We start from the raw sequence: 21762 nt of genomic DNA on the forward strand, positions 1-21762 counted from the left end.
CATGTGACTTGTGCGACTAGCGATACGAGTGATGTAAGAAAGGGCCTCATGATTAAGCATTGATCTCAGAGATGACGGTAATGAAACGCATAGGGTTCGAACGGTTATCGGGCCGTGTTGTAAATGTGACGTTTGTAGCTCAGCGTTACCGAAGTGAAATCAGTGTCAGGAGTGGCACTGGGATCTGGGGAATAAGGAGCGTGCTACATGACGGCAACCATTGACCTGCCGTACCGCCGCAAGGTGGTCGTCGGCAGACCGGCTAAACCGAAGACAGGAAGGACGCAGATCAACTCATTTGATGTCATCGCGGGTTCCGCGACGGTGTTGCGACCGTTCATCGTTGCTCTGGGCGTGATCGGCGCCGCGATGGTGTGGAGTCCCGATGCCAAGGCCGACATCGTCGGCGATGCCCTTGGCACCGTCGGGATCGGAAACAACGGACCGGTGAGCAATGCCATCGCACAGGTCGGGACTTCGATCTGCCCGATGCTGGTGCAGCCCGGCAGTCAGGTGGCCAGCAACCTGACGCAGGCGAGCGGTAACGGCGGGATCGCGCCGCCGGTGGCCGGCCTCGTCACGCAGATGGCCATCCAGTCGCAATGCCCGGCGTTCATGACCGCCCTGGCGAACGGCAACCTCCCGGCACTCATGGGCGGCGGCATTCCGTCCTCGCCGTTGGGTTTACCGGGTATACCGGGCCTGGGTACTCCTGGGCTGCCGGGCTTGGGTGGCACTCCGGCGCTGCCGGGTCTGCCGGGCGTACCGGCCGGTGCGGTGCCGGCGGTACCGGGGGCGACCATGCCAACGCCAGGACTTGGTCTGGGTGCTCCGGCGGTGCCGGGTATCGCGACGGGCGCGACTGCTCCGGCACCGGGGCTCGGGGTGCCTGCACCAGTGCCGCCGGTGCCTGCTTCACCAAATGGGATTGTGCCGATGCAAATCGCCTGACCGCGCCTCTGGGGAAGGAGTCCGCGGTTCGGGTTTTGCCGAACAACAACTGAATACAGAGCAAGAACGGCGAAGCGGTCACCACGACGCTTCGCCGTTCTGGTTCTTTGTGGACGACGGGATCAGCCAAATCCCAGGATAGGCACCCAAACTGGAGATGTGCCGCCACCGGAGCCGATACAGCCCGCACCGCCGACGCCGACCCTCATGCCGCCACTGCCGGATCCTGATTTCGGCCGGTTCGGGCATGGCATTTCACTGCTGGGCGGATGGCTGCCGCTGAGCATCGAGGTGCTGGCCGTCGTCGCACTGGTTGTGGCTGTCGGGTGGCGCAGCCGGCGATGGCGCACCGTGTGGGTTCCGGTCGGACTGGCCGTCGGTGTCGCCGCGGCCCTTGGCGCACGCACATACATGAACTCCGAAGGTCTGGCATCGGATCCCGCCCCGCTGCGGCTCTGGCTCTGGGCTGCGGTGTTCGCGTTCTCGATTGCGGTGTTGTTATTAGGTTTTCGTAGCGCACAGTGGTGGCGTCGGGCGCTCTCGCTGGTGGCGGTGCCGCTGACCGCGCTGGCGGTTCTGGTGGTGCTCAACGAGTGGGTGGGCTATTACCCGACGTGGCAGCGGGCGTGGGGCGACATCACCTCCGGTCCCATGCCCGATCAGACCGACCTGGCCGACCTCACCGCGTTGCGCAATACCCATCAGGCGACAGGAAAGCTTGTGCCGGTGGATATTCCGGCAGACGCCAGCGGCTTCAAGCACCGCCGAGAATACGTCTACCTGCCACCGATCTGGTTCGCCGGCCAGACCCCGCCGAAGCTGCCGGCGCTACTGATGATCACCGGCGAATTCGGCAATCCGACGAATTGGATCCGCACCGGCAATGCGATCGCCACCGTGGATGACTACGCCAAGCAGCATGGCGGCGCGGCACCGATACTGGTGTTCGCCGATTCCAGCGGAAGTTTCAACAACGACACCGAATGCGTGAACGGCCCGCGTGGTGACGCCGCCGACCATCTGACCAAAGATGTTCGGCCGTATATTATTTCGCAGTTCGGGGCATCACCGGATCCGGCTGACTGGGGCATCGTCGGGTGGTCGATGGGCGGCACCTGTGCGATCGATCTGACCGTCATGCACCCGGAACTGTTCAGCGTGTTCGATGACATCGGCGGCGACCGCGGGCCCAACTCGGGAACCAAGGAGCAGACGATCAAACGGCTGTATGGCGGAAATGCCGCGCAATGGGCCGCGTTCGATCCGCGGACCGTCATGGCGGCGCATGGGCCCTATCGCGGGGTGGCAGGCTACTTCGACGATTCCCAGGAGCCGGCCGACGACAAGTCGAAGAACGTGGCCGACCCGCGTCGCAACCACGAGGCGCCGGTGGGCTACGGCGGTCACGACGAGGACGACGAGTTCCGGGAGAAGGGCGCGTTACCCGACCTGTGCGCCGCGGCCGCCGCAGTGGACATCGGATGCGATCTGCGCGTCTACCCGGGGTATCACACCTGGCAGTTCGCGGTTCGGGCGTTCGCGAACGCGCTGCCGTGGCTGGCGCAGCGGGTGCACACGCCTACGGCGTGATCCATTGCGCCGCAGTGTGATCCGACATAGTACTGAGGGCTGTGAACCAGTGCGGTTCACAGCCCTCAGTGTTGTTGTGTGGTGATTACGCGCGGTGCTTGCCGCCGCCGTTGCTGTTCGACGAGGCGCCGGCCGGGGCGCGGTGCTTGCCGCCCTTGCTCTTACCCGAGTCGGACGAACCCGAGTTGCTGTCCGATCCGCTCTTGCTGTCGGATCCGGTCTTGCTGCCCGAGCCCGCCTTGGTGTCGGTACCGGTCTTGGTGTCCGATCCGGTCTTGGTGTCGGTACCGGTCTTGGTGTCCGATCCGGTCTTGGTGTCGGTACCGGTCTTGGTGTCCGAGCCGGTCTTGGTGTCGGTCTTGGGGGTGTCGCTCGACTTGTCCTGTCCCGAAGTGGTGTCGGTCGAGGGGGCGGTCGTCGACTTGTCGTCGGACTTCTGCTTCTTCTTCGAAGAGGTGTCCGAAGTCGTCGACGTGGTGCCGGTCGAGTCGGTGCCGGCGGCCGGCGTTGCCGAGGTGGTCGACTTCTGCACCGCGGTCTTGACCGCAGCCGCGGAGAGCGCCAGCGGTTTGGTGGTGGTTGCAGCAGCCGTGACGGCCGCGGTCGGGGTGGCTGCCAAAGAGCTCAGCGTCTTGATGATGGCGGCCGGCGTCTGGATCAGAGCTGTGATCGCGGCCTTGACGGTCGTGATGACGCCTGTCAGCAATGAGGAGATGGCGGCCGGTGCATTCGAGATGACGCCTTTGAGCGCCGTGACTACGGCGGTCGGCGCCGCCGAGACCGTGGCGACCACGGCGGTGATGGTCGTCTCGACGCCTTTCAGCAATGCAGAGATCGCGGCCGGCGTACTCGTGATGGCGCCTTTAAGCGCCGTGACTACGGCGGTCGGCGCCGCCTGCAGCGCGGCGATCGTGGCGGTGATCGTCGTCTCGACGGCCTTCGCGAAGGTCGAGCCGGTTCCGGCGAACAGCGCTTTGATGGCCAAGTTGGCGTCGGTGATCAAGACGTTGGGTACCGAGATGGCGGCTTTGAACAGTGTGTAGAGCGGAGCCAACCCCGTTGTCAGGGCCAAGTTGAGGTCGGTGATCAGGACGTTGGGAGCGGCGATGACGGCTTTGAACAGTGTGTAGAGCGGAGCCAACCCCGTCGTCAGGGCCGTGTTCAGACCGTTGATCAGGGCGGCGGGAGCGGCGGCGACGTCGTTGAAGAGGGTGTAGATGAGCTGAAACGGCACTGTAAGGATGTCGGTCGGCGACGCGGTGAGGTAGTACTTCTCGGCGTACGTCGACACGGCTGCCGGTGCGTACACGGCCGGCAGGTGGGTCGGTGACATGTAAGGAGTGACGGTGCCGGATGCAGTAGCGATGACCACCGCAGACATTCCGGCTACGAGCGACGACTGAAGAGCAGGCAGAGCTTTTTGCATTGTGTGTTCCCCGAGTTTCTCGAAGCAGGACCGTCATTTGCGGTCTGACCTGATTGCGGTCTGAAAATAGCTGAAACGTAAGAACTGTGTGCGCTGGTAGTAATGTGCTGGGAGCCTGCTGACCAGCAAGAACGTGCACCGTTTGCCCAATATCGAAAAGAAATCCAACTGAATTTATCCAAAAATTCACCTGGTGCGTCGCGGGCGGGAACGGCAGGTCGCAGCTGGGGGTCATCTGCGGATATGTCGAAGATTTGCAGGTTGTGCGGTGTGGGTGCTCGCCGAATCGGGCCGATTGTGGTCCAGTGAGGCGTGATGTCAGCTCCCCTGTCAGATGCTCGCCGGGTCGCGGCGGTTGCTGTCTTGGCGTGGGCGGTGGTCGTTCAGCCGGTCGCAGCTGCGAGCCCGACGACGGCGCCGGCCACCCCGACGGCGCCAGCTAACCCGACCTCGACGGCGCCGGCCACCCCGTCGGCGTCCAATCCCGCGACCGACAGTCAGGGGTTTGTCGACTCGTCAGCCCGATGCAGCGCTCCCGACGTCGCGGTGGCCTACGGCAGCACCGATCAATCAAAGGCGGCGATCTGCAAGACGCCGGCCGGTCAGTATCAGTACCGCGGCGTGCGTTTGCGGGACGGCGCCAAGCTGGTCGCGGCCGCCGCGCAAAACAGCAGCGGTGCGTTCGTCGCGACGAGTGACGGCATCACCTACACCCTGACGCCGAAATCGCTCGACATCACTGACGCCTCAGGCCTGATCCGCTCGGAGCCGGTGGTCTACTACCGCGGATCGAGCACGATCGCGTCGACTGGAACCACGGCGTCGACACCGACAACGGGTCAGACTGCCGGCGCACCGGTTACCCCCGTGACCGGAGCTCCGACGGCGGCTCCGACGACGCCGCTACCGCCTCCGCTGCCGGCCGAGGTGGGTGGCAAGTCCACCGGCCACTAGCCGAATCGGCTTGCCGCCCAGCGGCCGTCAGCGCTGCTCGCCGGTATCGCCGTTCGGCGTCGTGAGGATTTGGTAGCTCGGATCGGCCATGTAGATCGGCCGGTTTCCGCTCTGCTTGGCCTTGCCGGTGATCCGGATCAACTGGCCCGGGCTGATGTCGTGTCCTTGGCCTGAGGTGAAAACCACACGCAGCGTTCCACTTTCGTCACCGACGACGGCCACCAAAGTGGCCTTGCCGCCCTTGACTTCCTCGTCCACCTCGTTGACGCGGCCTTCCACGATCGACCGGTGCCCGACGATCAGGCCGTCGACCGGGACCGATGCCTGCGTCGGTTCGGGATGTTCGTATTCCTCGATCAGCTGCTCGTCGCCCGCGGTGATCCGGCTGCGCATCCGCTCGACACTGCGGGTGATGCGCTCCTCGAACATGTCGGGGAACGCTTCCCGGATCCGGGACTGCACGTCGTAAGGGACGATGGTGGCCGCCGCGTCGGGAATGCGGCTGACGGCCCGCGAGATCTTGTCGGCGGTGCGGTCATGCAGCAGCCGTCCGAGCAGCGGGGCATAGCTGCGGCGGGGTAGCAGCACAGTGACGTTGGTATGGGGGTACTCCGCCAGCGTGGTGGTGACGAGTTCCTGTGCCGCACGGTCGAATCGGCGGTCCGGGCAGTCGACGACCCGCAGCGGGGTCTCCATTTCGTAGTACTCCCACTTCTTCTGCAGCTGCTTGGCGTGCTGCGGGTCGACCATGAAGTGCACCGCCGTCATGGTGTCGGCCCGCAACCCGCGGCCGTAGCGCAGGGCTTCCAAGACGGCCAGGTCCACCCCGTTGACCATCACCAGCACCCGGTGCCGGGAGAACTTCACCGAATCCGGTCTGTTGTTCCGGAAGTGCTCCAAGATGGCTGCCTCGGCGCGGTATTCGCGGTTCAGTCGCATCAACAGGCCGACCAGCAGCGGGAACACGATGACCACCAGCCAGGCGCCCTCGGTGAACTTGGCGACCGCGAAGATGCCGACCACGATGGTGGACAAGATGGCCGCGGAGAGGTTGACTGCAAGACGCCCACGCCAGCCCGGTTCCCGGTGCGTCAGTTGGTGTTTGGACATGCCGTAACCGGCCATCGCGAACCCGGTGAACACGCCGATGGCGTAGAACGGCACCAGGGCGTTGACCGAACCACCGGTGAAGACCAGCAGCGCCACCGACAGCACGGTCAGCACGATGATGCCGTTGGAGAACACCAGGCGATGGCCGCGCTTGGTCAGCTGGCGCGGCAGGAATCGGTCCTCGGCAACGAAACTGGCCAGCGTCGGGAAGCCGTTGAAGCTGGTGTTCGCGCCCGTGTACAGGATCAGCGCAGTGGATATCTGCACCAGGTTGTACAGAACATGACCCGTCCACCCGTCACCGAATACTGCGCGGGCGATCTCCGAGAGCACCGACGGATAGCCGGCATCGTATGGCGCGGCGTGGGTTTCGTATGCCAGGTAGGACACCCCGGCCACCAGGAAGCCCAGGATGCTGGCCATCACGGTGAGGACGAGTCGGGCGTTGGGGCCTTGCGGTTTACGGAACACACTGACGGTGTTGGAGATGGCCTCGACACCTGTCAGCGAGGAACCACCGTTGGCGAAGGCGCGCAGAATGGCCAGCACGCTGGCGCCCATGATCAGGCCGTTGGCGTGTTCGATCGGTACCAGGCCGGACATCTTTGTGACGTCGTAAACCGGTAGATCACCGAAGATTTCGCGGATGATGCCGACCACGATCATGATCGTCAGCATGATGATGAAGAAGTAGGTGGGTATCGCGAATGGCCGGCCGGCTTCCCGCAGACCACGCAGGTTGGCGTAGGCGATCAGCAGCACCACGCCGACGGTGATCTCCAGGCTGTACGGACCGAGCGTCGGTATCGCGGAGGCGACGGCGACCGTCCCGGCCGCGGCCTGCACCGCGACGGTGACCACGTAGTCGATCAGGAGTGCCGCGGCGGCGATCTGGGCGATCCTGGGCCCGAAGTTCTCCCGAGCCACGACGTAGGAACCGCCGGCCCGGGTGTAGGCCATCACCACCTGGCGGTACGAGGCGGCGACCAGGATCAGGATCAGCAGGATGACGCCGGTGATCGGCAACAGCAGGGTGAAAGCCGCCAGACCTGCGTAGGGCAGCAGGCCGATCAGGATTTCCTCGGTGCCATACGCGCTGGACGAGATGGCGTCGGGAGACAGCACGCCGAGAGCAACCGGGTTCGACAGCTTCTCGTTGTGCAGTTGCTCGTTGACCAACGGCTTGCCGAGAAACAGGCGTTTGAGTGCGTAGCCGACAGATTCGGGTACCGGGGGTGGCGGCGTCGTCACCGCGTGAGTCTAGGCCGAGCGAAGGTATCCGGCGCGACACCCACAGCACACTACAAGCCAACGAACAGGATCGGTGGTGCCGAGCTCAGGCGCTGGGTGCGCTGCGGTAGGTCGCCAGGTACTTGTCGCGTCGCTCGGCGTTGGCGTGCGCGTCGGCCAGCGTTTGCTGCAGCGTGCCGAATGGATAGCCGTGCTTGGTCAGCCGGTGCTCGGCTGACTGGTCCACATAGGACAGGCCGTAGATGAGTGCAATGGCCAGGCCGCCGAGGAGGGCGGTCCAGGTGATCCAGGTCGGTCCGAAGACGGCCACGCCCAAGATGGCGAACGGAACCATGGTCGCGCTGGTGCGGACCACCTGGCGCAGCCACCGGGTCCGGCAGGTCAGGTCGTGCAACACCCATTCGCGGTACCGCTGCGGCAGGGTGCCGCCGTAGATGTACCAGAGCCATTGCGCAGGGTTGGGGCGAGCGGAGCGACGGGGTGTGGGGTTGGGGCGAGCGGAGCGACGGGGTGTGGGGTTGGGGCGAGCGGAGCGACGGGGCGCGGGTTTGGCGTTCATGGCGGACTCCTTGGTCGGTTATGTGGTTGGGGCGAGCGGAGCGACGGGTTATGTGGTTGGGGCGAGCGGAGCGACGGGTTATGTGGTTGGGGCGAGCGGAGCGACGGGTTATGCGGTCGGGCTGGTGGGCAGGACGCCGGCGGCCAGTGCCGCTGCGTTGACCCGGTTCAGTACGTCGCGGAGTAGTTCGAGTTCGGGCATCTGCACTCCGAGTCGGGCCACGACGGCCGGTGGGATGTCCAGGGCCTGCCTGCGAAGGGCGACTCCAGAATCGGTGAGCGTCACCGCCATCGCCCGTTCGTCACTGGCGCTGCGGGCGCGGGTGAGAAAGCCCATGGCCTCCAGGCGCTTGAGCATGGGGGACAGGGTGGCGGAATCCAGTTGCAGTGCGGTGGCGATCTCCTTGACCGACATCGGGCAGCCTGCGCAGTCTGACTTTGCGTGGTCCCACAAGGCCAGCATCACCAGGTATTGCGGGTGGGTCAGGCCCAGTGGCTCGAGCAGTGGGCGGTAGACCGCGAGCACTGCGCGATTGGTGACCGCCAAGGCGAAGCAGACCTGCTGTTCCAGGGCAAGGGGGTCGGGGTCGAGCTGCGCGGTGGTCATGGCTTGACAGTACACTAATAATTAGTGCACTAACTATTAGTGTCAAAAATATGTCGCAGATCTCAATCAGCTGGTGCGGTTAGGGCTTGGCCGGGTGAATTCCGCAGGTGCAGGTGTCGATTGACGGGCAGCCGCACTGCATGCCCCATTCGACGATCTCTCGCGCGCGCCGCAGTTCGGCGATCCGCGCGTCGATGGCAGACAGCTTGGTTTCGGCCAGGGCGCGGCTGGCGGGACGCCCGGGCACGTCGTCCGCGAACAAGAGCTGTATCTCGTCCAGAGTGAAACCCGCCGACTTGCACACCCGGATCACTTCCAGGCGGCCGACGACCGAGTCGTCGTACCTGCGCTGGCCACCGACGCGGGCGGGTACGGGTATCAGGCCGATCTGCTCGTAGTAGCGCAGCGTCGTTGCGGCGACGTCAGCGCGGCGCGCCACGTCGCCAATCGTCAGGGTGGCGATGACAGTCCCTTTTCGTCAGGCTTGACTTGGAGCCAACTCTAGGCCGTTGACTTGGCGCATGCAGACCAACCACGTCGACCTCGATGAACTACGCAGCGTCCGGTACGCCCAGTTGCGCACCTACCGGCGTGACGGTACGCCGGTCGATACCCCGATCTGGTTCGACGTCCACGCAGGTGCCGTGGTGTTCCGGACCAAACGTGGACCCAAGACCAAGCGGCTTGCGGCGCGGCCGGAGGTCGAACTGATCGCATGTGACTACCGCGGTCAAATCCGAAGCGGCGCAAAGGCATTCACGGGGCGCGCGGTGATCCTGGCCGGGGATGACGCGGTGGCCGCCAACCGGGCGCTACACCGCCGGTATGGATGGCAGTGGAATATCGTGCCGCTGATCAAGATTCCCGGGGTCAACAACGTGCACCGGAGTCTGCCGTTGCGGGAGAAGTTGCGGCGAGCGCGGGATCGGAATGTCTGGCCGGACAGCGCGATAGTGCGTGTCGACTTCGGTTAGCCGCGCGTCAGCAAAAAACACGACGCCGGCACCAAGTTCGGTGCCGGCGTCGCGCGGAAGGTTTGGATGGTTGTCAGAAGGCTGGCGTGACCAGATGTGCCTTGCGACGGTGGAGCAGGGCACTCAGCCAGCGGATATCGATCAACATATTCAGTTCCTTACTTATGCGGACTTCTTGGTGAGGAACGGCAGCAACCGCCGGCGCTCGTACATGCTGTCCGAGAAGTGGTGCAGCGCCTCGGCGACGGAGGTTGCGGTCGGGAAGGCGGCCTCGTCGCCGCAGGCCAGCAGTACATGGGTAACCGGCTGGGCTGCGACCAAGGACCACTCGATACCTGCTGCGAAGCAACTGTCGTTGACCTTGTCGAGCAGTTCGATGCTGGACAAGGCGAACGAGACGATCCCGCTCAGATCCAGGATGAACGGCTTCTCCGGGAGGATGCAGCGTCGTGCCTGCGCCGCAACCAGGTCCACGTTGAATTCGTCGATGACTCCGGAGACGGTGAGTACCGTCGCCAGTTGGCGGCACTGGGCGCGCACCTCGGCGTCGCCGCAAGCGACCACCGGATTGCCATAGCGGAAAGCGGCTTTCGATGCTGACTCGCTGGTAATCACTGCCATGAGGTGCCTCCCTTCGGTGTTGCCGAACGCGTGACCACTGTGTCGTTTCTTCGGCTTGAGCTTGAAGGTATGCGGCCAAGTTAAGGTACCGGGGAGTAAGTCCTAAATCATCGCTAAGAAGTCAAATCGCGGGCACGAGCAAACTTGGTCAATGTCGCCACTGATGGCCCGAATAATCCACCCATGGCGAGTAGTCGGCGATCAACGGTTCCTGTGACGGACGCAGGTTTTCGGGCACATGCTGCAGGTTGATCCGGATCCGGTACCAGATGGAACTCGGTCCACGCATTCCGTCGACCAACACGTCAATGGGTTCCAGCGCTGCGGCGGCATCCGGATGGCGAACCCGCCACACCTCGAGCGCGGCCATCGCTTCGTCGCGGGTCTTGGTACGGGCAATCTCAAGCAACGGCATCTGTGACGCCCGGCGCCCGTCGCGTGTCGCGCCTTTCGGAGCCTTCTCCGCCGGTCCGAGTTCGGCTGCCAGTTCCAGCAACGCCTCCAGTCCGCCCGCGGCGTGGTCCATGCCCTGCCACGGATCACCGATGCGGGCGTACCGATCGGGCACGGTCAACACGGTGAATTCCTCGGGCCGACACCCCGGCACCTCGTCCCAGTGCAGCGGCGTCGACACCCGGGCATCGGGCCGGGAGCGCACGGAATAGGCCGAGGCCACCGTGCGGTCCTTGGCGTTCTGGTTGAAGTCGACGAACACGCCCTGGCGTTCCTCTTTCCACCAGCGACTGGTCGCCAGCTCCGGAGCTCGCCGTTCCACCTCGCGGGCCACCGTCTGCGCGGCAAGCCGGACCTGCTTGTAGTCCCAACTCGGGGTGATGCGCGCATAGATATGAAAGCCGCGCGAGCCAGAGGTTTTCGGCCACGCGGTCAGACCGTGATCGGCCAGCACCTCGCGTGCCACCTGCGCGACATCGAGGATCTGCGACCACTCGACGCCCGGCATCGGATCGAGGTCGACGCGCAGTTCGTCAGGATGGTCCAGGTCACCCGAGCGCACCGGATGCGGGTTCAGGTCGATGCAGCCCAGGTTCACCGCCCACACCAAGCCGGCGGGTTCGGCGATGACGGCTTCCTTCGCCGAGGTGCCCGACGCGTATTTCAGCTCGGCGACGGCGATCCAGTCGGGGCGCTTCTCAGGTGCCCGCTTCTGAAAGATCGCCTCCTGCGCGATGCCTTTCACGAACCGCTTCAGGATCATCGGGCGGTCGGCGACGCCACGCAACGCTCCGTCGGCCACCGACAGGTAGTAGTTGACGAGGTCGGCCTTGGTCAGTCCGACGTCCGGGAAGATGAGTTTGCCGGGGTTGCTGACCGTGACCTCACGCCCACCGACGTCCAGGGACAGCGCGTCACCCATGAAGTGATGGTAATTGCACGCGACGTTCTGGTGGCGGTGCGACGGGCGTCACATATTGTTGGGGCATGCCCAAGCTCAGTGACCTTCCATCGCAGGTAGCGGCCACCGTCCAGGAGTCGCTGGAGAAGTCCGTTGGAAAGTACATCGACCGCGGCGCTGCCGAACTGCATTACGCCAGGAAGATGTTCGAGGCCGGCGCTCTCAAGATCGAATCGCCGCAGAATATTGCGGCAATGCTTGCCGATATCGTCCGGTGGGGTGAGATCGGCATGATCCCGGCGCTCAACGCGCGCCGGACCCCACACCGCACTGCCGTCATCGACGATGAAGGCGACATGACCTTCCAGGAATTTGATGACGCGGTCAGTGCCACCGCAAACGCACTACGCGGCATGGGGATCAGCGGCGGCGACGGGGTGGCCATCCTGGCCCGCAACCACCGCTGGTTCCTGATCGCGGTGTACGGCGCGGCGCGGGTCGGGGCGCGAATCATCTTGCTCAACACCGAGTTCTCCGGGCCGCAGATCAAAGAGGTCGGCGAACGCGAGGGCGCCAGGCTGGTCATCTACGACGACGAGTACACCGACGCCGTCGCGATGGCCGAACCGCCGCAAGGCAAGTTACGCGCGCTGGGGCACAACCCGGACAAGTCCGAACCGTCGGGCAGTACCGATGAGACCCTGGCCGATGTCATCAACCGGACCAGTAGCGCGCCGCCCCCGAAGGTCACCAAGTCCGCGTCCATCATCATCCTCACCAGCGGTACGACGGGAACTCCCAAGGGCGCCAACCGAAGTGCTCCGCCGTCGCTGGCGCCGATCGGCGGCGTGCTGTCGTCGGTGCCGTTCAAGTCCGGTGAGGTGACCAGCTTGCCGGCGCCGATGTTCCACGCGCTGGGATACCTGCACTCCACCATCGCGATGATGCTGGGCACCACGTTGGTGTTGCGTCGCCGGTTCAAGCCGGCCACCGTGCTGTCCGATATCGAGCGATATCGGGTCACCGCGATGGTCGTGGTGCCGGTCATGCTCTCGCGCGTCCTCGACGAGTTGGACAAGACCTCCCCGAAGCCGAATCTGTCGAGCCTGCGCATCGTGTTCGTCTCGGGTTCACAGCTCGGCGCCGAACTGGCGACCCGGGCGCTGCGGGACCTGGGCCCGGTGATCTACAACCTGTACGGCTCTACCGAGATCTCGTTCGCCACGATCGCACGGCCCCAGGATCTTTCGATCGATCCGGCGACGGTCGGCCCGGTGGTCAAGGGTGTGCGGGTGAAGATCTTCGACGACAACGGCAAGGAGCTGCCACAGGGCAGCGTCGGCCGGATCTTCGTGGGCACCACCTTCCCGTTCGAGGGTTACACCGGTGGCGGTGGCAAGCAGATCATCGACGGCATGCTCTCGTCCGGAGATGTCGGCTATTTCGATGAGAACGGGCTGCTGTTCGTCAGCGGCCGCGACGACGAGATGATCGTCTCCGGCGGCGAGAACGTGTTCCCGGCCGAAGTCGAGGATCTGATCAGCGGGCACCCCGAGGTCATCGAGGCCACCGCGCTCGGCGTCGAGGACAAGGACTTCGGTGCGCGGCTGCGGGCCTTCGTGGTGAAGACCGAGGGCGCCTCCGTCTCCGAGGACGACATCAAGACCTACGTGCGAGATCACCTGGCGCGCTACAAGGTTCCCCGCGAGGTGATCTTCCTGGACGAGTTGCCGCGCAACCCCACGGGCAAGATCCTCAAGCGCGAATTGCGCGAAATGGACTTCGGCACCGAGTAGCGGTGACTCACCGCTGGACGGTGAGCGGGCCGAACAGCGGCACCAGCGAAGGATCGTTGAACGCGGTGATGCGGGAGATCCGTCCCTCGCGCAGCGTCAGTACCTGAACCCCGTAGCCGTGCAGGGCACCGTCGTCGGCGCGGGCGTAGAAGACCAGCGCGGGCTGCCCGTTGGCCCGGGTCGGTGTTGCGTGCCAGTGCCCGGCACGCCGCAGCACCCGGTTGCCCAGGAAACCGACGACCGCCGCGGATCCACTGAACCACGTTGGTGTCGGCGGCATTTCGAACTCCACGTCAGCTCGCACCAAGTCGACCAGGGCCTGCGGATCGGCGCGGGTGAAGGCGTCGACATACCGTCGCAAGAGCTCCCGCGTGTGCTCGTCCTCGGGTTCGTCGACCGCGTCCGGGATCACGCCCGCGGCATCCAGGGTGCGGCGGGCCCGGCGCAACAGGGCATCGACCGCGTCCACCGTGGTGTCGAGCATCGCGGCGACCTCGGCGGCCGGAAAGACCAGGATGTCCCGGAGCGTGAGCACGGCCCGTTGACGCGCGGGCAGATGCTGTAGGGCGGCGATCAACGCCAGTCTCAACCCGGCCTGGCCGGTCACGATGGTTGCCGGATCCTGTTGATTGACAAGCGAATCCGGAATGGGCTGTAGCCAGTCGCGCTCAGGAGTCCGGTCGCCGAGTGGCACCCGGTGATCCTCGGCTGGTGGCCCCAGTCCGGACGGCAGCGGCCGGCGTCCGCGGTTTTCCACCGCGCTCAGGCAGGTCCGGGTGGCGATGGTGTACATCCAGCGGCGCACCGTCGAGCGGCCTTCAAACCGACCGAACCCGCGCCAGGCCCGCAGATAGGTCTCCTGCACCTGGTCCTCGGCATCGTGGATCGAGCCGAGTATCCGGTAGCAGTGGGCCAGCAGCTCTGGACGGTATTGCGCTGTCAGGTCCACGAATTCGGCATTACTGAGTGCGCTCATCCGAGCGGCTCCGCTCCATCTCCGGTGAGCACGTAAGCGGCGGCGGCCTCGGGATCAGTCGCCAGATCGACCACCGTCTTGGCGACGATGTCCGGTGTCAGCACCGGCTGCAGGCGGGCGATGAACGTCTCCGGGTCGACGCCCTGCTGCGCGGCGTAGGCGGCGACGCCCGCCGCGCCGACTCCGGTGGGACTGAGCATCGGGAAGAGCGTGAGGAATCGGATGTCCAGGCCGATCCGTCCGGATTCCTCGGCCGCGTACGCCGAGATGAACTTGATCATGGCGTTGGCGCCGGCGTAACCGCCGCTCAAGGGCGATCCGCGAAGGGCTGCACCACTGGACATCGCAATGACCGTGCTTCCTGATCCGAGCGGTGCGCGCAGCGCCGCCTTGGTCCAGCCGAACACATGGCGGGTGTCGGTGTTCCAGTTTTCACTGAAGGTTTCCCAGGTCTGATCGGCCAGCGGCGCGGTGTGCGGGGTAGCACCGGCGTTGAGCACCAGAAGTTGCGGACGGTACTGCGCGATCAATCGGCTGCCGAGTGCCTCCTCGGTCGCGTCGCCGGTCACCGGAATGAAGCCCGCACCTACGTCGGCCTGCACTGATTCGAGGTCTGCCCCGGTTCGAGCTACGCCGACGACCCGCCAGCCCGCACCGACCAGTGCGGTGGCGATGGCCCGGCCGAAGCCGCGGCCGGCTCCGCTGACGAGAGCGGTCTTGTCGGTATCAGGTGTGGCGATCATCGGGTGCTCCTTGCTGGTGGCGGTGCTGTCCTGATCTAGACCGCCAACGGCTCGGAAATCCGTCGCGGGGTCACGGCAGCGGGGCGGTCACTTCGGCCATGGTGGGCGCGTAGGCGCCGGACCGGCTGACGGTCAGCGCGCTGGTCGCCGCCGCACGATGCAGCGCAGACCGCACATCGGGCCAGTCCGCCGATGAAAGTCGTTGGCGAGCTTGGGAAGGACCCAGCAGCCCGGCGTCGAGCAGGCCCGACAGCAGCCCGGCCATGAACGAGTCGCCGGCGCCGACGGTGTCTGCGACCGTGACCGGCAGGGCATCCACATACAGTGGATCGCCGTTACCGGAGAGCAGTGCGTACGCGCCGGCCGGGCCGCGCGTGATCACCACCAGCGCCGGCCCCGCCGTGATCCAGCGCTGCGTGACGTCCTCGATGGGCTCACCGGGGTACAGCCACTCCAGATCCTGGTCGCTGGCCTTCACCACGTCCGCGAGCGATACCAATTCCTCGACTCGCTCGGCCACCGCTGCCGGCGAGTGCATCAGGGCCGGACGGATATTCGGGTCGTAGGACACCGTGCCTTGCGTCCGCATCCGGGCGGCGGCGTCGACTACGGCGGCACCGCCTGGTTCGAGGGTGGCAGCGATGCTGCCGGTGTGCAGATGGCCGAACCGGGCCAGGTCCGGAAGGTGCGGCACCGCCCAGGTCAGCTCGAAGTCATAGGCGGCGCGACCCGCATGATCGATTCGGGCGTACGCCACTGAAGTGCGCTCGGCGGAGTCAGTGCCGTCGACGATCTCGACTCCCGCGGAAACGGCCCACTGCCGTAGCCGGTCGCCGTGAGAGTCCTTGCCCCAGTGCGAATAGATGCTGCTCTCGCAGCCCAAGGCAGCCATGCCCACGGCGACGTTCAACAGGCTGCCACCGACATGCTCAGAGGTGTGCTCGTCCCGGATGATGACATCGATCAGCGCTTCACCGAGGTTGAGCGCTCGAGGTGTCATGGCTTCACCGTAGGGCGGATCGGCGCCTGATGCTCCGGGTTGTGCGCGCCGTTGGGCTCAGCCGGCTACGGGCCGTTGACGTAGGTTGCCAGACAGCCGGGCTTGTGGCGGCACGCGATGATCGCCGAGGCATCCGGTGCCGACCCTCGAATCTTGGGTGGGCGCGGACCGAGGGCACAGTTGCCGACGTACGGGTTCCATGGCGCGACCCCGTTGGTGCAGCCGCCGTCCGCGTGCGCCGTCTGAATACTTGCGGGCGTCGGTGCCAATACCAAGCCCATCGCCACTGCGCCCGTCAAGAGTTGGCGCAGTGGATGCCGTCCGCGTAGTCCGCTCATTGCCACCGCCACTTCCGACCGTAACACCGGCCGGCGACGGAATCATCCCAGCGAGGGGCGCTACGGATCGCGGGGCAGGCCCAGCAGGCGTTCGGCGATGATGTTGAGCTGTACCTCAGAGGTACCGCCATAGATCGTGGTGGCTCGGCCGGCCAGCAGGTACTCGGCCCACTTGCCCGAAAGTTCTTGTGGCGCAGTGATCGCCGCTTCCGAACCGAATGAGGCCACGCCGAACTCGGCGTAACCCTGGCCGGTCTTCATCGACAGTAGTTTGGAGATCGCCGCAGCGGGCATCGGGTCGCCGCCGGCCAAGGTCAGCAATGTCGAGCGCAGGTTGAGCAGCTTGGCGGCGTGGCCCTCGGCGATCAGCCGGCCGGCCTCGTGCCGTTGGAGTTCGTCGAAGCTGCCTTCGGCCAGGAACGATACGAACTGGTCCAGGCTGGCCAGGAACGGAGGCTCGCTGCTGCCGATCGACACCCGCTCGTTGGTCAAGGTGTTGCGGCTGACCTCCCAGCCGCGGTTCACCTCGCCGAGCACCATGTCGTCGGGCACGAACACGTCGTCGATGAAGACGGTGTTGAACATGGCATTGCCGGTGAGCTCGCGCAGTGGCTTGACCTCGACGCCCGGGCTCTTCATGTCGAGCAGGAAATAGGTGATGCCTTGGTGTTTCGGGACATTCGCATCGGTCCGGGCCAGTAGTGCTCCCCAAGCGGAGTACTGGGCGCCGGTGGTCCAGATCTTCTGACCGGTGATGCGCCAGCCACCGTCGACCTTGACGGCCTTGGTGGTCAGGCTGGCCAGGTCGCTGCCGGCACCCGGCTCGGAGAACAGCTGGCACCAGATCATCTCGCCGCGGAACGTCGGCGGCAGGAAATCCTGCTGCTGCTTGTCGCTGCCGAACGCCACGATGGAGGGAATGATCCAGGCCGCGATGCCCATCTGCGGGCGGCGGACCTTTCCGGTGCTGAACTCTTGGGCAATGATGATCTGCTCGATCGGCGCCGCGGCCCGGCCCCAGGGAGTCGGCAGATGTGGCTGCACCCAGCCGGCCTCGGCGATCGCCGTGTTGCGTTCGGCTCCACTCGGAATCGCTTTCAGCGCAGCGACTTCCTCCCGGATCTCAGCGCGGAGTTTCTCGGTATCGGGGTCCAGATCGATGTCGATCGACCGCATGCCCGCGGTGGTGGCCACGTCGAGTACCTGTAACGGGTAATCGGCGGCGCGGCCAAAGCCCGCGACCAGCGCGATGGCCCGTCGGTAGTAGATGTTGGTGTCGTGTTCCCAGGTGAAGCCGATGCCGCCGTGCACCTGGATGCAGTCCTGCGTGCAGTGCTGGGCGGCGGCTGGTGCGAGGGTGGCGGCGACGGCCGCGGCGAACTCGTAGGACGCATCGCCATCATCGAGTGCCCGCGCTGCGTCCCATACTGCGCCGGTGGCCCGCTCGGTCTCGGCGATCATGTTGGCGCACTTGTGCTTCACGGCTTGGAACTGGCCGATCGGCCGGCCGAACTGTTCGCGGATCTTGGCATAGTCGGCGGCCGTGTCGGTAGCCCAGCGCGCTACGCCCACGCACTCGGCCGACAGCAGTGTGGTGATCAAGGCCCGGGCGCGGGTATTGCTCAGGCCGGTCAGTATCCGGTCTGGGGGCAGCGCAACGGCATTGGCGCGGACATGGGCGAGGGGGCGTAGCGGGTCCACGCTGGGCACCGGTTCGATGTCCAGTTGATCGGCGTCGAGTGCCACCCAGCGGGCGCCGCCGTCGAGCGGCAGTACCAGCAGGGACGCCTGGGCCGCGGCGGCGACCGCGCGTGCCTCACCCGTGATGACGATGTCGTCGCCCTGACCGTTGGTGCTCAACCCGGACTCCAGCGCGTATGCAGCGATGGTCGCACCCGATGCCAGGTCCGGCAGCAGTGGCGAAGACGCATCGTGGTTCGCGATCAGCGCGCTGGCGATGGCTGATGGAGTGAACGGGCCCGGTACTGCGCCGTAGCCGAACTCGGCCAGGGCTATCGCCAGCTCCAGAATGCCGAAGCCTTGGCCACCAACCGTTTCCGAAAGATGCAGCCCCTGCAGTCCCTGGTCGGCGGCCGTCGACCAGTACGGCGGTGGATTCGGGATCGGGGTCTCAAGAGCTTCGTGCAGAACCTCCGACGGCGCCACCCGCGCCACCAGGGACCGGACCGAGTCGGCCAGATCGTTGTGCTCGGACGTGATCGCGATGGGCACCGTTGCCTCCTGATTTTGCGCCGAAATCACGCGTGGTGATGACGTCGATTCGGAGCGTACCGAAGCGTCATCGGGGTCATTCCGCGAGGTTTACTTCGTTGACTACGTTACCCAACGCGCGCCCGTCCGCAAGGCGTTGGCAGTTGTCCACGGCGACCGTCAGATAGCGCCTCATGGTGTCGACGGTGTACCAGGTGACGTGCGGGCTGACCACGACGTTGTCCAGTGTCAGCAGCGGATTGTCCGGCGCGACCGGCTCGGTGGCGAACACGTCGAGGCCGGCTGCGGACAGCTGCCCGTTACGCAACGCGGCGACCAGCGCCGCCTCGTCTACGACGGCTCCGCGTGACGTGTTCACCAGGACGGCACCGGTTTTCAGCTGTGCCAGCGTGTCAGCGTCGAGCAGATGGTGCGTGGCGGCGGTGAGGGGAAGGTGCAGCGACACGATGTCGCTGTCGGCCAGCAGTTCGGGCAGCCGACGCCAGTGCGCGCTGCCGTCGTCGCGGGTGCTGGTGTGTAGCACCCGCGCCCCCATGGCCAGGACCATCTGCTCCACCAACTGGGCGATGTTGCCGTATCCGATCAATCCGACGGTGCAGCCGCCGATGTCGCGCACCGTCTCGCCCAGGGTGGGATCGGTCGGCCAGCCGGTGCCGGCTCGAGTGGCGCGGTCCAGTGCCGGCAGTCGACGCAGCGCTGCCAACATCAGCATCACCGTGCCCTCGGCCACCGATGGCGCGTTGGCGCCGGGCATGTTCGCCACCGCGATACCCAGCCCGGTGGCGGCCGGTACGTCGATGGTGTTGACCCCGGCGCCGAGCTTGTGGACCAACCGAAGCCGGGTGCCGCGTTCCAGATCGGACGCGCTGATCGGACGGAGCACGTGCCAGAGCACGTCGGCGTCGGGTAGTTCGCGGTAGAACGTGTCGTCGTCGTCCTCTGCGCAGAACCGGGCATCGACCAAATCAGTGTGCGCGGAGAGGAATTCGACCACTGTGGGCCCCGCCTCGAAATGCGCCAGCACCCTCAGCGCCATCGTTTGTTGACCCATTTGGTGATGATGTCGGCCTGCTCGCCGCGGGCGCCGGGCGTGGTGAAGTAGTGGTCGGAGTCCATGGCGCACAAGGTCTTGTCGCTGGTGGCCAAGGCGTCGTAGATCCGTTGCGCGTCAGACGGGTACACCCCCGTGTCCTGTTCGGCGTTGATGATCAGGGCCGGACTGTCGATGTACGCCAGCTGTGGTTCGGCGCGCGTCTGGGCATGGCGCAGGCTCCACATGGACAGCCAGTTGCGCAGCGTGCATGCGGCGGCGATGCCGTGCGCCGAGCGATTGGCCCTGGCAGGCACACCTATGTAGCACAGATTGGGTGGCCGCTTGGTGGGCTCCAGGGTGGGGTCGATCATTCGCAGATCCGCCCAGGTGCGCAGCACAGTGAAAGGACGGTCCGAATATCCCGCCGCGCGAACGTATTTGAGTTCGCTTTCCACCCAGTCGGTGATCGCGTGGTTGCGGGCCACCTGGGCCGTGCGGTAGCGGGCGACGAAATCCGCACTGAATGGCGGTCCATTGGCCGGGTTGAACGGATCGAGCTCCGGATCGGTGGCAACGGCGTCGGCTTCGTGGCTGACCGACGCGTCCATCCACGCGGTCAGGACATCGGGGCGTCCGGGATGGGCGGCGCTGGACACGTAGCCGTCGGCCGGTGGCAGGTCGCCCAGCCCGGCAGCCGGACGCATCCCCTGCAGCGGGGTGACGTGCGGATCGAGTGCCTGTGCCTGATACGCGGCCATCAACGAACCACCGCCGGAATTGCCCAGTAATACAACGGTTTCCACGTGTGCGACATCGCGCAGCCAGCGCACGCCGACGCCGATGTCGACCAGGGCGTGGTCCAGCAGGAAGCTCGTCTCGTGGCCACGGAACCGGGTGTTCCAGCCGAGAAAACCGATGCCGCGGGTGGCCAGGTAATCGGCCATGTAGTGCTCGGAGAAGTCGACCTGATAGTGCGCGGCGATGATCGCGATCTTGGGCTTGCGGCCCACGCCGCGGTAGTAGATGCCCTGGCAGGGATGGCCACCGGAGCCGGCTCGCCGCGCGGTTGGAGAATCGACCCCGATGAACTCCCGGACCACGCCCGCGGTGCCGGAATTGGCGTGCTGCCTGCTCATTTCGGCGCGGTCCCCGCACCCAGGTGGCAGACAGTCGAAACCGGCACAGCGGAAACGCTTTTGCGTCCGACGGTCATCAGTGCCCCTCAGGTTCGTGGACGTCTGGCCAGCCGTCTTTGATCACGCCAAAACCTGATGTTAGGTTCCGATTCGGCCGTTGGCCAGACCGGACCGGCGGTTCTGGAACAGCCGCAATGACGTCGGCGCCAGCGGCCACGCCCCGCGGGGTGCTTGCGTTCGGCTACTTGATGGCCTCCACGAAGTAGCCGCGCGGCACATCCGGCACGTTCATCGGGACCGCTGGGGTGAACCATCTGTTCCACGCGTTGCCGGGAACAGCCACGTCGGTGACCGTGGCCGACCAACCGTGTTGTTCGGCCAGCTCTTCGGGTCGGTCGGTGCCGAACAACCAAGGCGCACCGATTTGCGCCATGGACCGGCGCACTGCGGCCAACAACCGTGCCTGCAGCAAGGTCTTCCCGACGATGTCGTACAGCAATATGGAGTTGGGCGCGGACAGCGAGTCGATCCTCTGGAAGAGGGTGCCGACCGCATCCTCGTCCAGGTATTGCAGCAGCCCCTCGATCAGCCAGATCGATGGTGTCTCGGCAGCAAAACCGTTGGCTTGCAGAGTCGAACGCCAATCGTCGGTGAGGTCCACTCCTATGGTCACCCGTTCACAGGTGGGATGCTCGTCGCGCAGGGCCTCGGCCTTGGCGGCGAGCACCGGGGCCTGGTCCAATTCGTAGACAGTGGTCCCGGTCGGCCACGGCAGCCGGTACGCGCGAGCGTCCATGCCGGCGGCGAGAATGACCACCTGCTGGATCGAGGGCACCGCTCGCAGCAGGGCCTCGTCCCAGAACCTGGTACGCACGACGATCTGCAGAGTGCTCTGCTCTCCGGCCGTAGCGATCGCGTCGCTGAGCAACTGGTGGCCGGCCTGGCTCGCCAGTCGAGTTGCGTACGGATCGTCGAAGAGCCGGTCGGGTCGGCCGGATTCCCTGGCTCGGATTGCCGCGACCAGAAGTCCGGTGTTCGCCACCGGCTGCCCAGGTTTGCCCATGCTGCCATCATGGTGGCACGGGTGTCGGTGGTGCTTGGATATTTTTGCC

20 protein-coding genes are annotated in these 21762 nt (G+C 65.6%); 5 read left to right on the top strand and 15 right to left on the bottom strand.

The features are described from left to right. Nucleotides 1-207 precede the first annotated feature (207 nt). Complete coding sequence (locus ABIA30_RS14315) at nt 208-951, top strand: hypothetical protein (protein WP_370066396.1); 744 nt, start codon at nt 208-210, stop codon at nt 949-951. Nucleotides 952-1110: 159 nt separating this feature from the next. Continuing rightward, nucleotides 1111-2541 (top strand): alpha/beta hydrolase, encoded by a 1431-nt coding sequence (locus tag ABIA30_RS14320; RefSeq protein ID WP_370066398.1) that lies wholly within the window; start codon nt 1111-1113, stop codon nt 2539-2541. A gap of 85 nt (nt 2542-2626) precedes the next feature. Here ABIA30_RS14320 and ABIA30_RS14325 read toward each other — a convergent pair whose 3' ends face one another. Beyond that, the gene (locus ABIA30_RS14325) at nt 2627-3874 is read right to left on the bottom strand and encodes a hypothetical protein (RefSeq protein ID WP_370066400.1); all 1248 of its coding nucleotides are present in this window, start codon (nt 3872-3874) and stop codon (nt 2627-2629) included. Nucleotides 3875-4282: 408 nt separating this feature from the next. On the opposite strand from ABIA30_RS14325, the gene ABIA30_RS14330 reads away from it, so the two are divergent. Further along, a complete protein-coding gene (locus ABIA30_RS14330; protein WP_370066402.1) occupies nt 4283-4921 on the top strand; it encodes a hypothetical protein in 639 nt (212 codons plus the stop codon). A 27-nt stretch (nt 4922-4948) separates the two neighbouring features. On the opposite strand, the gene ABIA30_RS14335 is transcribed toward ABIA30_RS14330, so the two are convergent. From ABIA30_RS14335 to ABIA30_RS14350, 4 genes are all read right to left on the bottom strand, one after another. Further along, on the bottom strand, nt 4949-7282 hold the full coding sequence (locus tag ABIA30_RS14335; RefSeq protein WP_370066404.1) for an amino acid permease: 2334 nt from the start codon (nt 7280-7282) through the stop codon (nt 4949-4951). A gap of 85 nt (nt 7283-7367) precedes the next feature. After that, the gene (locus ABIA30_RS14340) at nt 7368-7841 is read right to left on the bottom strand and encodes a DUF5313 family protein (RefSeq protein ID WP_370066406.1); all 474 of its coding nucleotides are present in this window, start codon (nt 7839-7841) and stop codon (nt 7368-7370) included. 108 nt (nt 7842-7949) lie between these two features. After that, nucleotides 7950-8447, bottom strand: coding sequence for a MarR family winged helix-turn-helix transcriptional regulator (locus ABIA30_RS14345; protein WP_370066408.1), 498 nt, complete (start codon nt 8445-8447; stop codon nt 7950-7952). 79 nt (nt 8448-8526) lie between these two features. Continuing rightward, on the bottom strand, nt 8527-8910 hold the full coding sequence (locus tag ABIA30_RS14350) for a MerR family transcriptional regulator (RefSeq protein ID WP_370067098.1): 384 nt from the start codon (nt 8908-8910) through the stop codon (nt 8527-8529). Between the two features lie 58 nt (nt 8911-8968). Here ABIA30_RS14350 and ABIA30_RS14355 point away from each other — a divergent pair, with 58 nt between their 5' ends. Next, the gene (locus ABIA30_RS14355) at nt 8969-9421 is read left to right on the top strand and encodes a PPOX class F420-dependent oxidoreductase (protein WP_370066410.1); all 453 of its coding nucleotides are present in this window, start codon (nt 8969-8971) and stop codon (nt 9419-9421) included. A 162-nt stretch (nt 9422-9583) separates the two neighbouring features. Here ABIA30_RS14355 and ABIA30_RS14360 read toward each other — a convergent pair whose 3' ends face one another. Both ABIA30_RS14360 and ABIA30_RS14365 read right to left on the bottom strand, forming a co-directional pair. Then, complete coding sequence (locus tag ABIA30_RS14360; RefSeq protein WP_370066411.1) at nt 9584-10042, bottom strand: STAS domain-containing protein; 459 nt, start codon at nt 10040-10042, stop codon at nt 9584-9586. A 148-nt stretch (nt 10043-10190) separates the two neighbouring features. Continuing rightward, on the bottom strand, nt 10191-11417 hold the full coding sequence (locus ABIA30_RS14365; RefSeq protein WP_370066413.1) for a DNA polymerase domain-containing protein: 1227 nt from the start codon (nt 11415-11417) through the stop codon (nt 10191-10193). Between the two features lie 65 nt (nt 11418-11482). Here ABIA30_RS14365 and fadD2 point away from each other — a divergent pair, with 65 nt between their 5' ends. Next, on the top strand, nt 11483-13192 hold the full coding sequence (fadD2, locus tag ABIA30_RS14370; RefSeq protein WP_370066415.1) for a long-chain-fatty-acid--CoA ligase FadD2: 1710 nt from the start codon (nt 11483-11485) through the stop codon (nt 13190-13192). A 7-nt stretch (nt 13193-13199) separates the two neighbouring features. Here fadD2 and ABIA30_RS14375 read toward each other — a convergent pair whose 3' ends face one another. The 8 genes from ABIA30_RS14375 to ABIA30_RS14410 form a co-directional block, all read right to left on the bottom strand. Continuing rightward, on the bottom strand, nt 13200-14168 hold the full coding sequence (locus ABIA30_RS14375; protein ID WP_370066417.1) for an RNA polymerase subunit sigma-70: 969 nt from the start codon (nt 14166-14168) through the stop codon (nt 13200-13202). Next, the gene (locus ABIA30_RS14380; RefSeq protein ID WP_370066419.1) at nt 14165-14911 is read right to left on the bottom strand and encodes an SDR family oxidoreductase; all 747 of its coding nucleotides are present in this window, start codon (nt 14909-14911) and stop codon (nt 14165-14167) included. The genes ABIA30_RS14375 and ABIA30_RS14380 overlap by 4 nt, the downstream gene beginning before the upstream one ends. A 70-nt stretch (nt 14912-14981) precedes the next feature. After that, nucleotides 14982-15911 carry a carbohydrate kinase gene (locus tag ABIA30_RS14385; protein ID WP_370066421.1) on the bottom strand — a complete coding sequence of 310 codons (930 nt, stop codon included), beginning with the start codon at nt 15909-15911 and terminating at the stop codon, nt 14982-14984. 65 nt (nt 15912-15976) lie between these two features. Then, nucleotides 15977-16249: a hypothetical protein gene (locus ABIA30_RS14390; protein WP_370066423.1), complete on the bottom strand. Its 273-nt coding sequence runs from the start codon at nt 16247-16249 to the stop codon at nt 15977-15979. A gap of 60 nt (nt 16250-16309) precedes the next feature. Beyond that, nucleotides 16310-18481 carry an acyl-CoA dehydrogenase gene (locus tag ABIA30_RS14395; RefSeq protein WP_370066425.1) on the bottom strand — a complete coding sequence of 724 codons (2172 nt, stop codon included), beginning with the start codon at nt 18479-18481 and terminating at the stop codon, nt 16310-16312. Between the two features lie 76 nt (nt 18482-18557). Then, a complete protein-coding gene (locus ABIA30_RS14400; RefSeq protein WP_370066427.1) occupies nt 18558-19532 on the bottom strand; it encodes a 2-hydroxyacid dehydrogenase in 975 nt (324 codons plus the stop codon). Continuing rightward, nucleotides 19508-20650, bottom strand: a complete 1143-nt coding sequence (locus ABIA30_RS14405; protein WP_370066429.1) for an alpha/beta hydrolase — start codon at nt 20648-20650, stop codon at nt 19508-19510. Before ABIA30_RS14405 ends, ABIA30_RS14400 begins: the two co-directional genes overlap by 25 nt. Nucleotides 20651-20891: 241 nt before the next feature. Continuing rightward, nucleotides 20892-21713 (bottom strand): SAM-dependent methyltransferase, encoded by an 822-nt coding sequence (locus ABIA30_RS14410; RefSeq protein WP_370066431.1) that lies wholly within the window; start codon nt 21711-21713, stop codon nt 20892-20894. Between the last annotated feature and the right edge of the window lie 49 nt (nt 21714-21762).

This window comes from Mycobacterium sp. MAA66 (assembly GCF_041261665.1).
In the GTDB taxonomy this organism is placed as follows: Bacteria; Actinomycetota; Actinomycetes; order Mycobacteriales; family Mycobacteriaceae; genus Mycobacterium.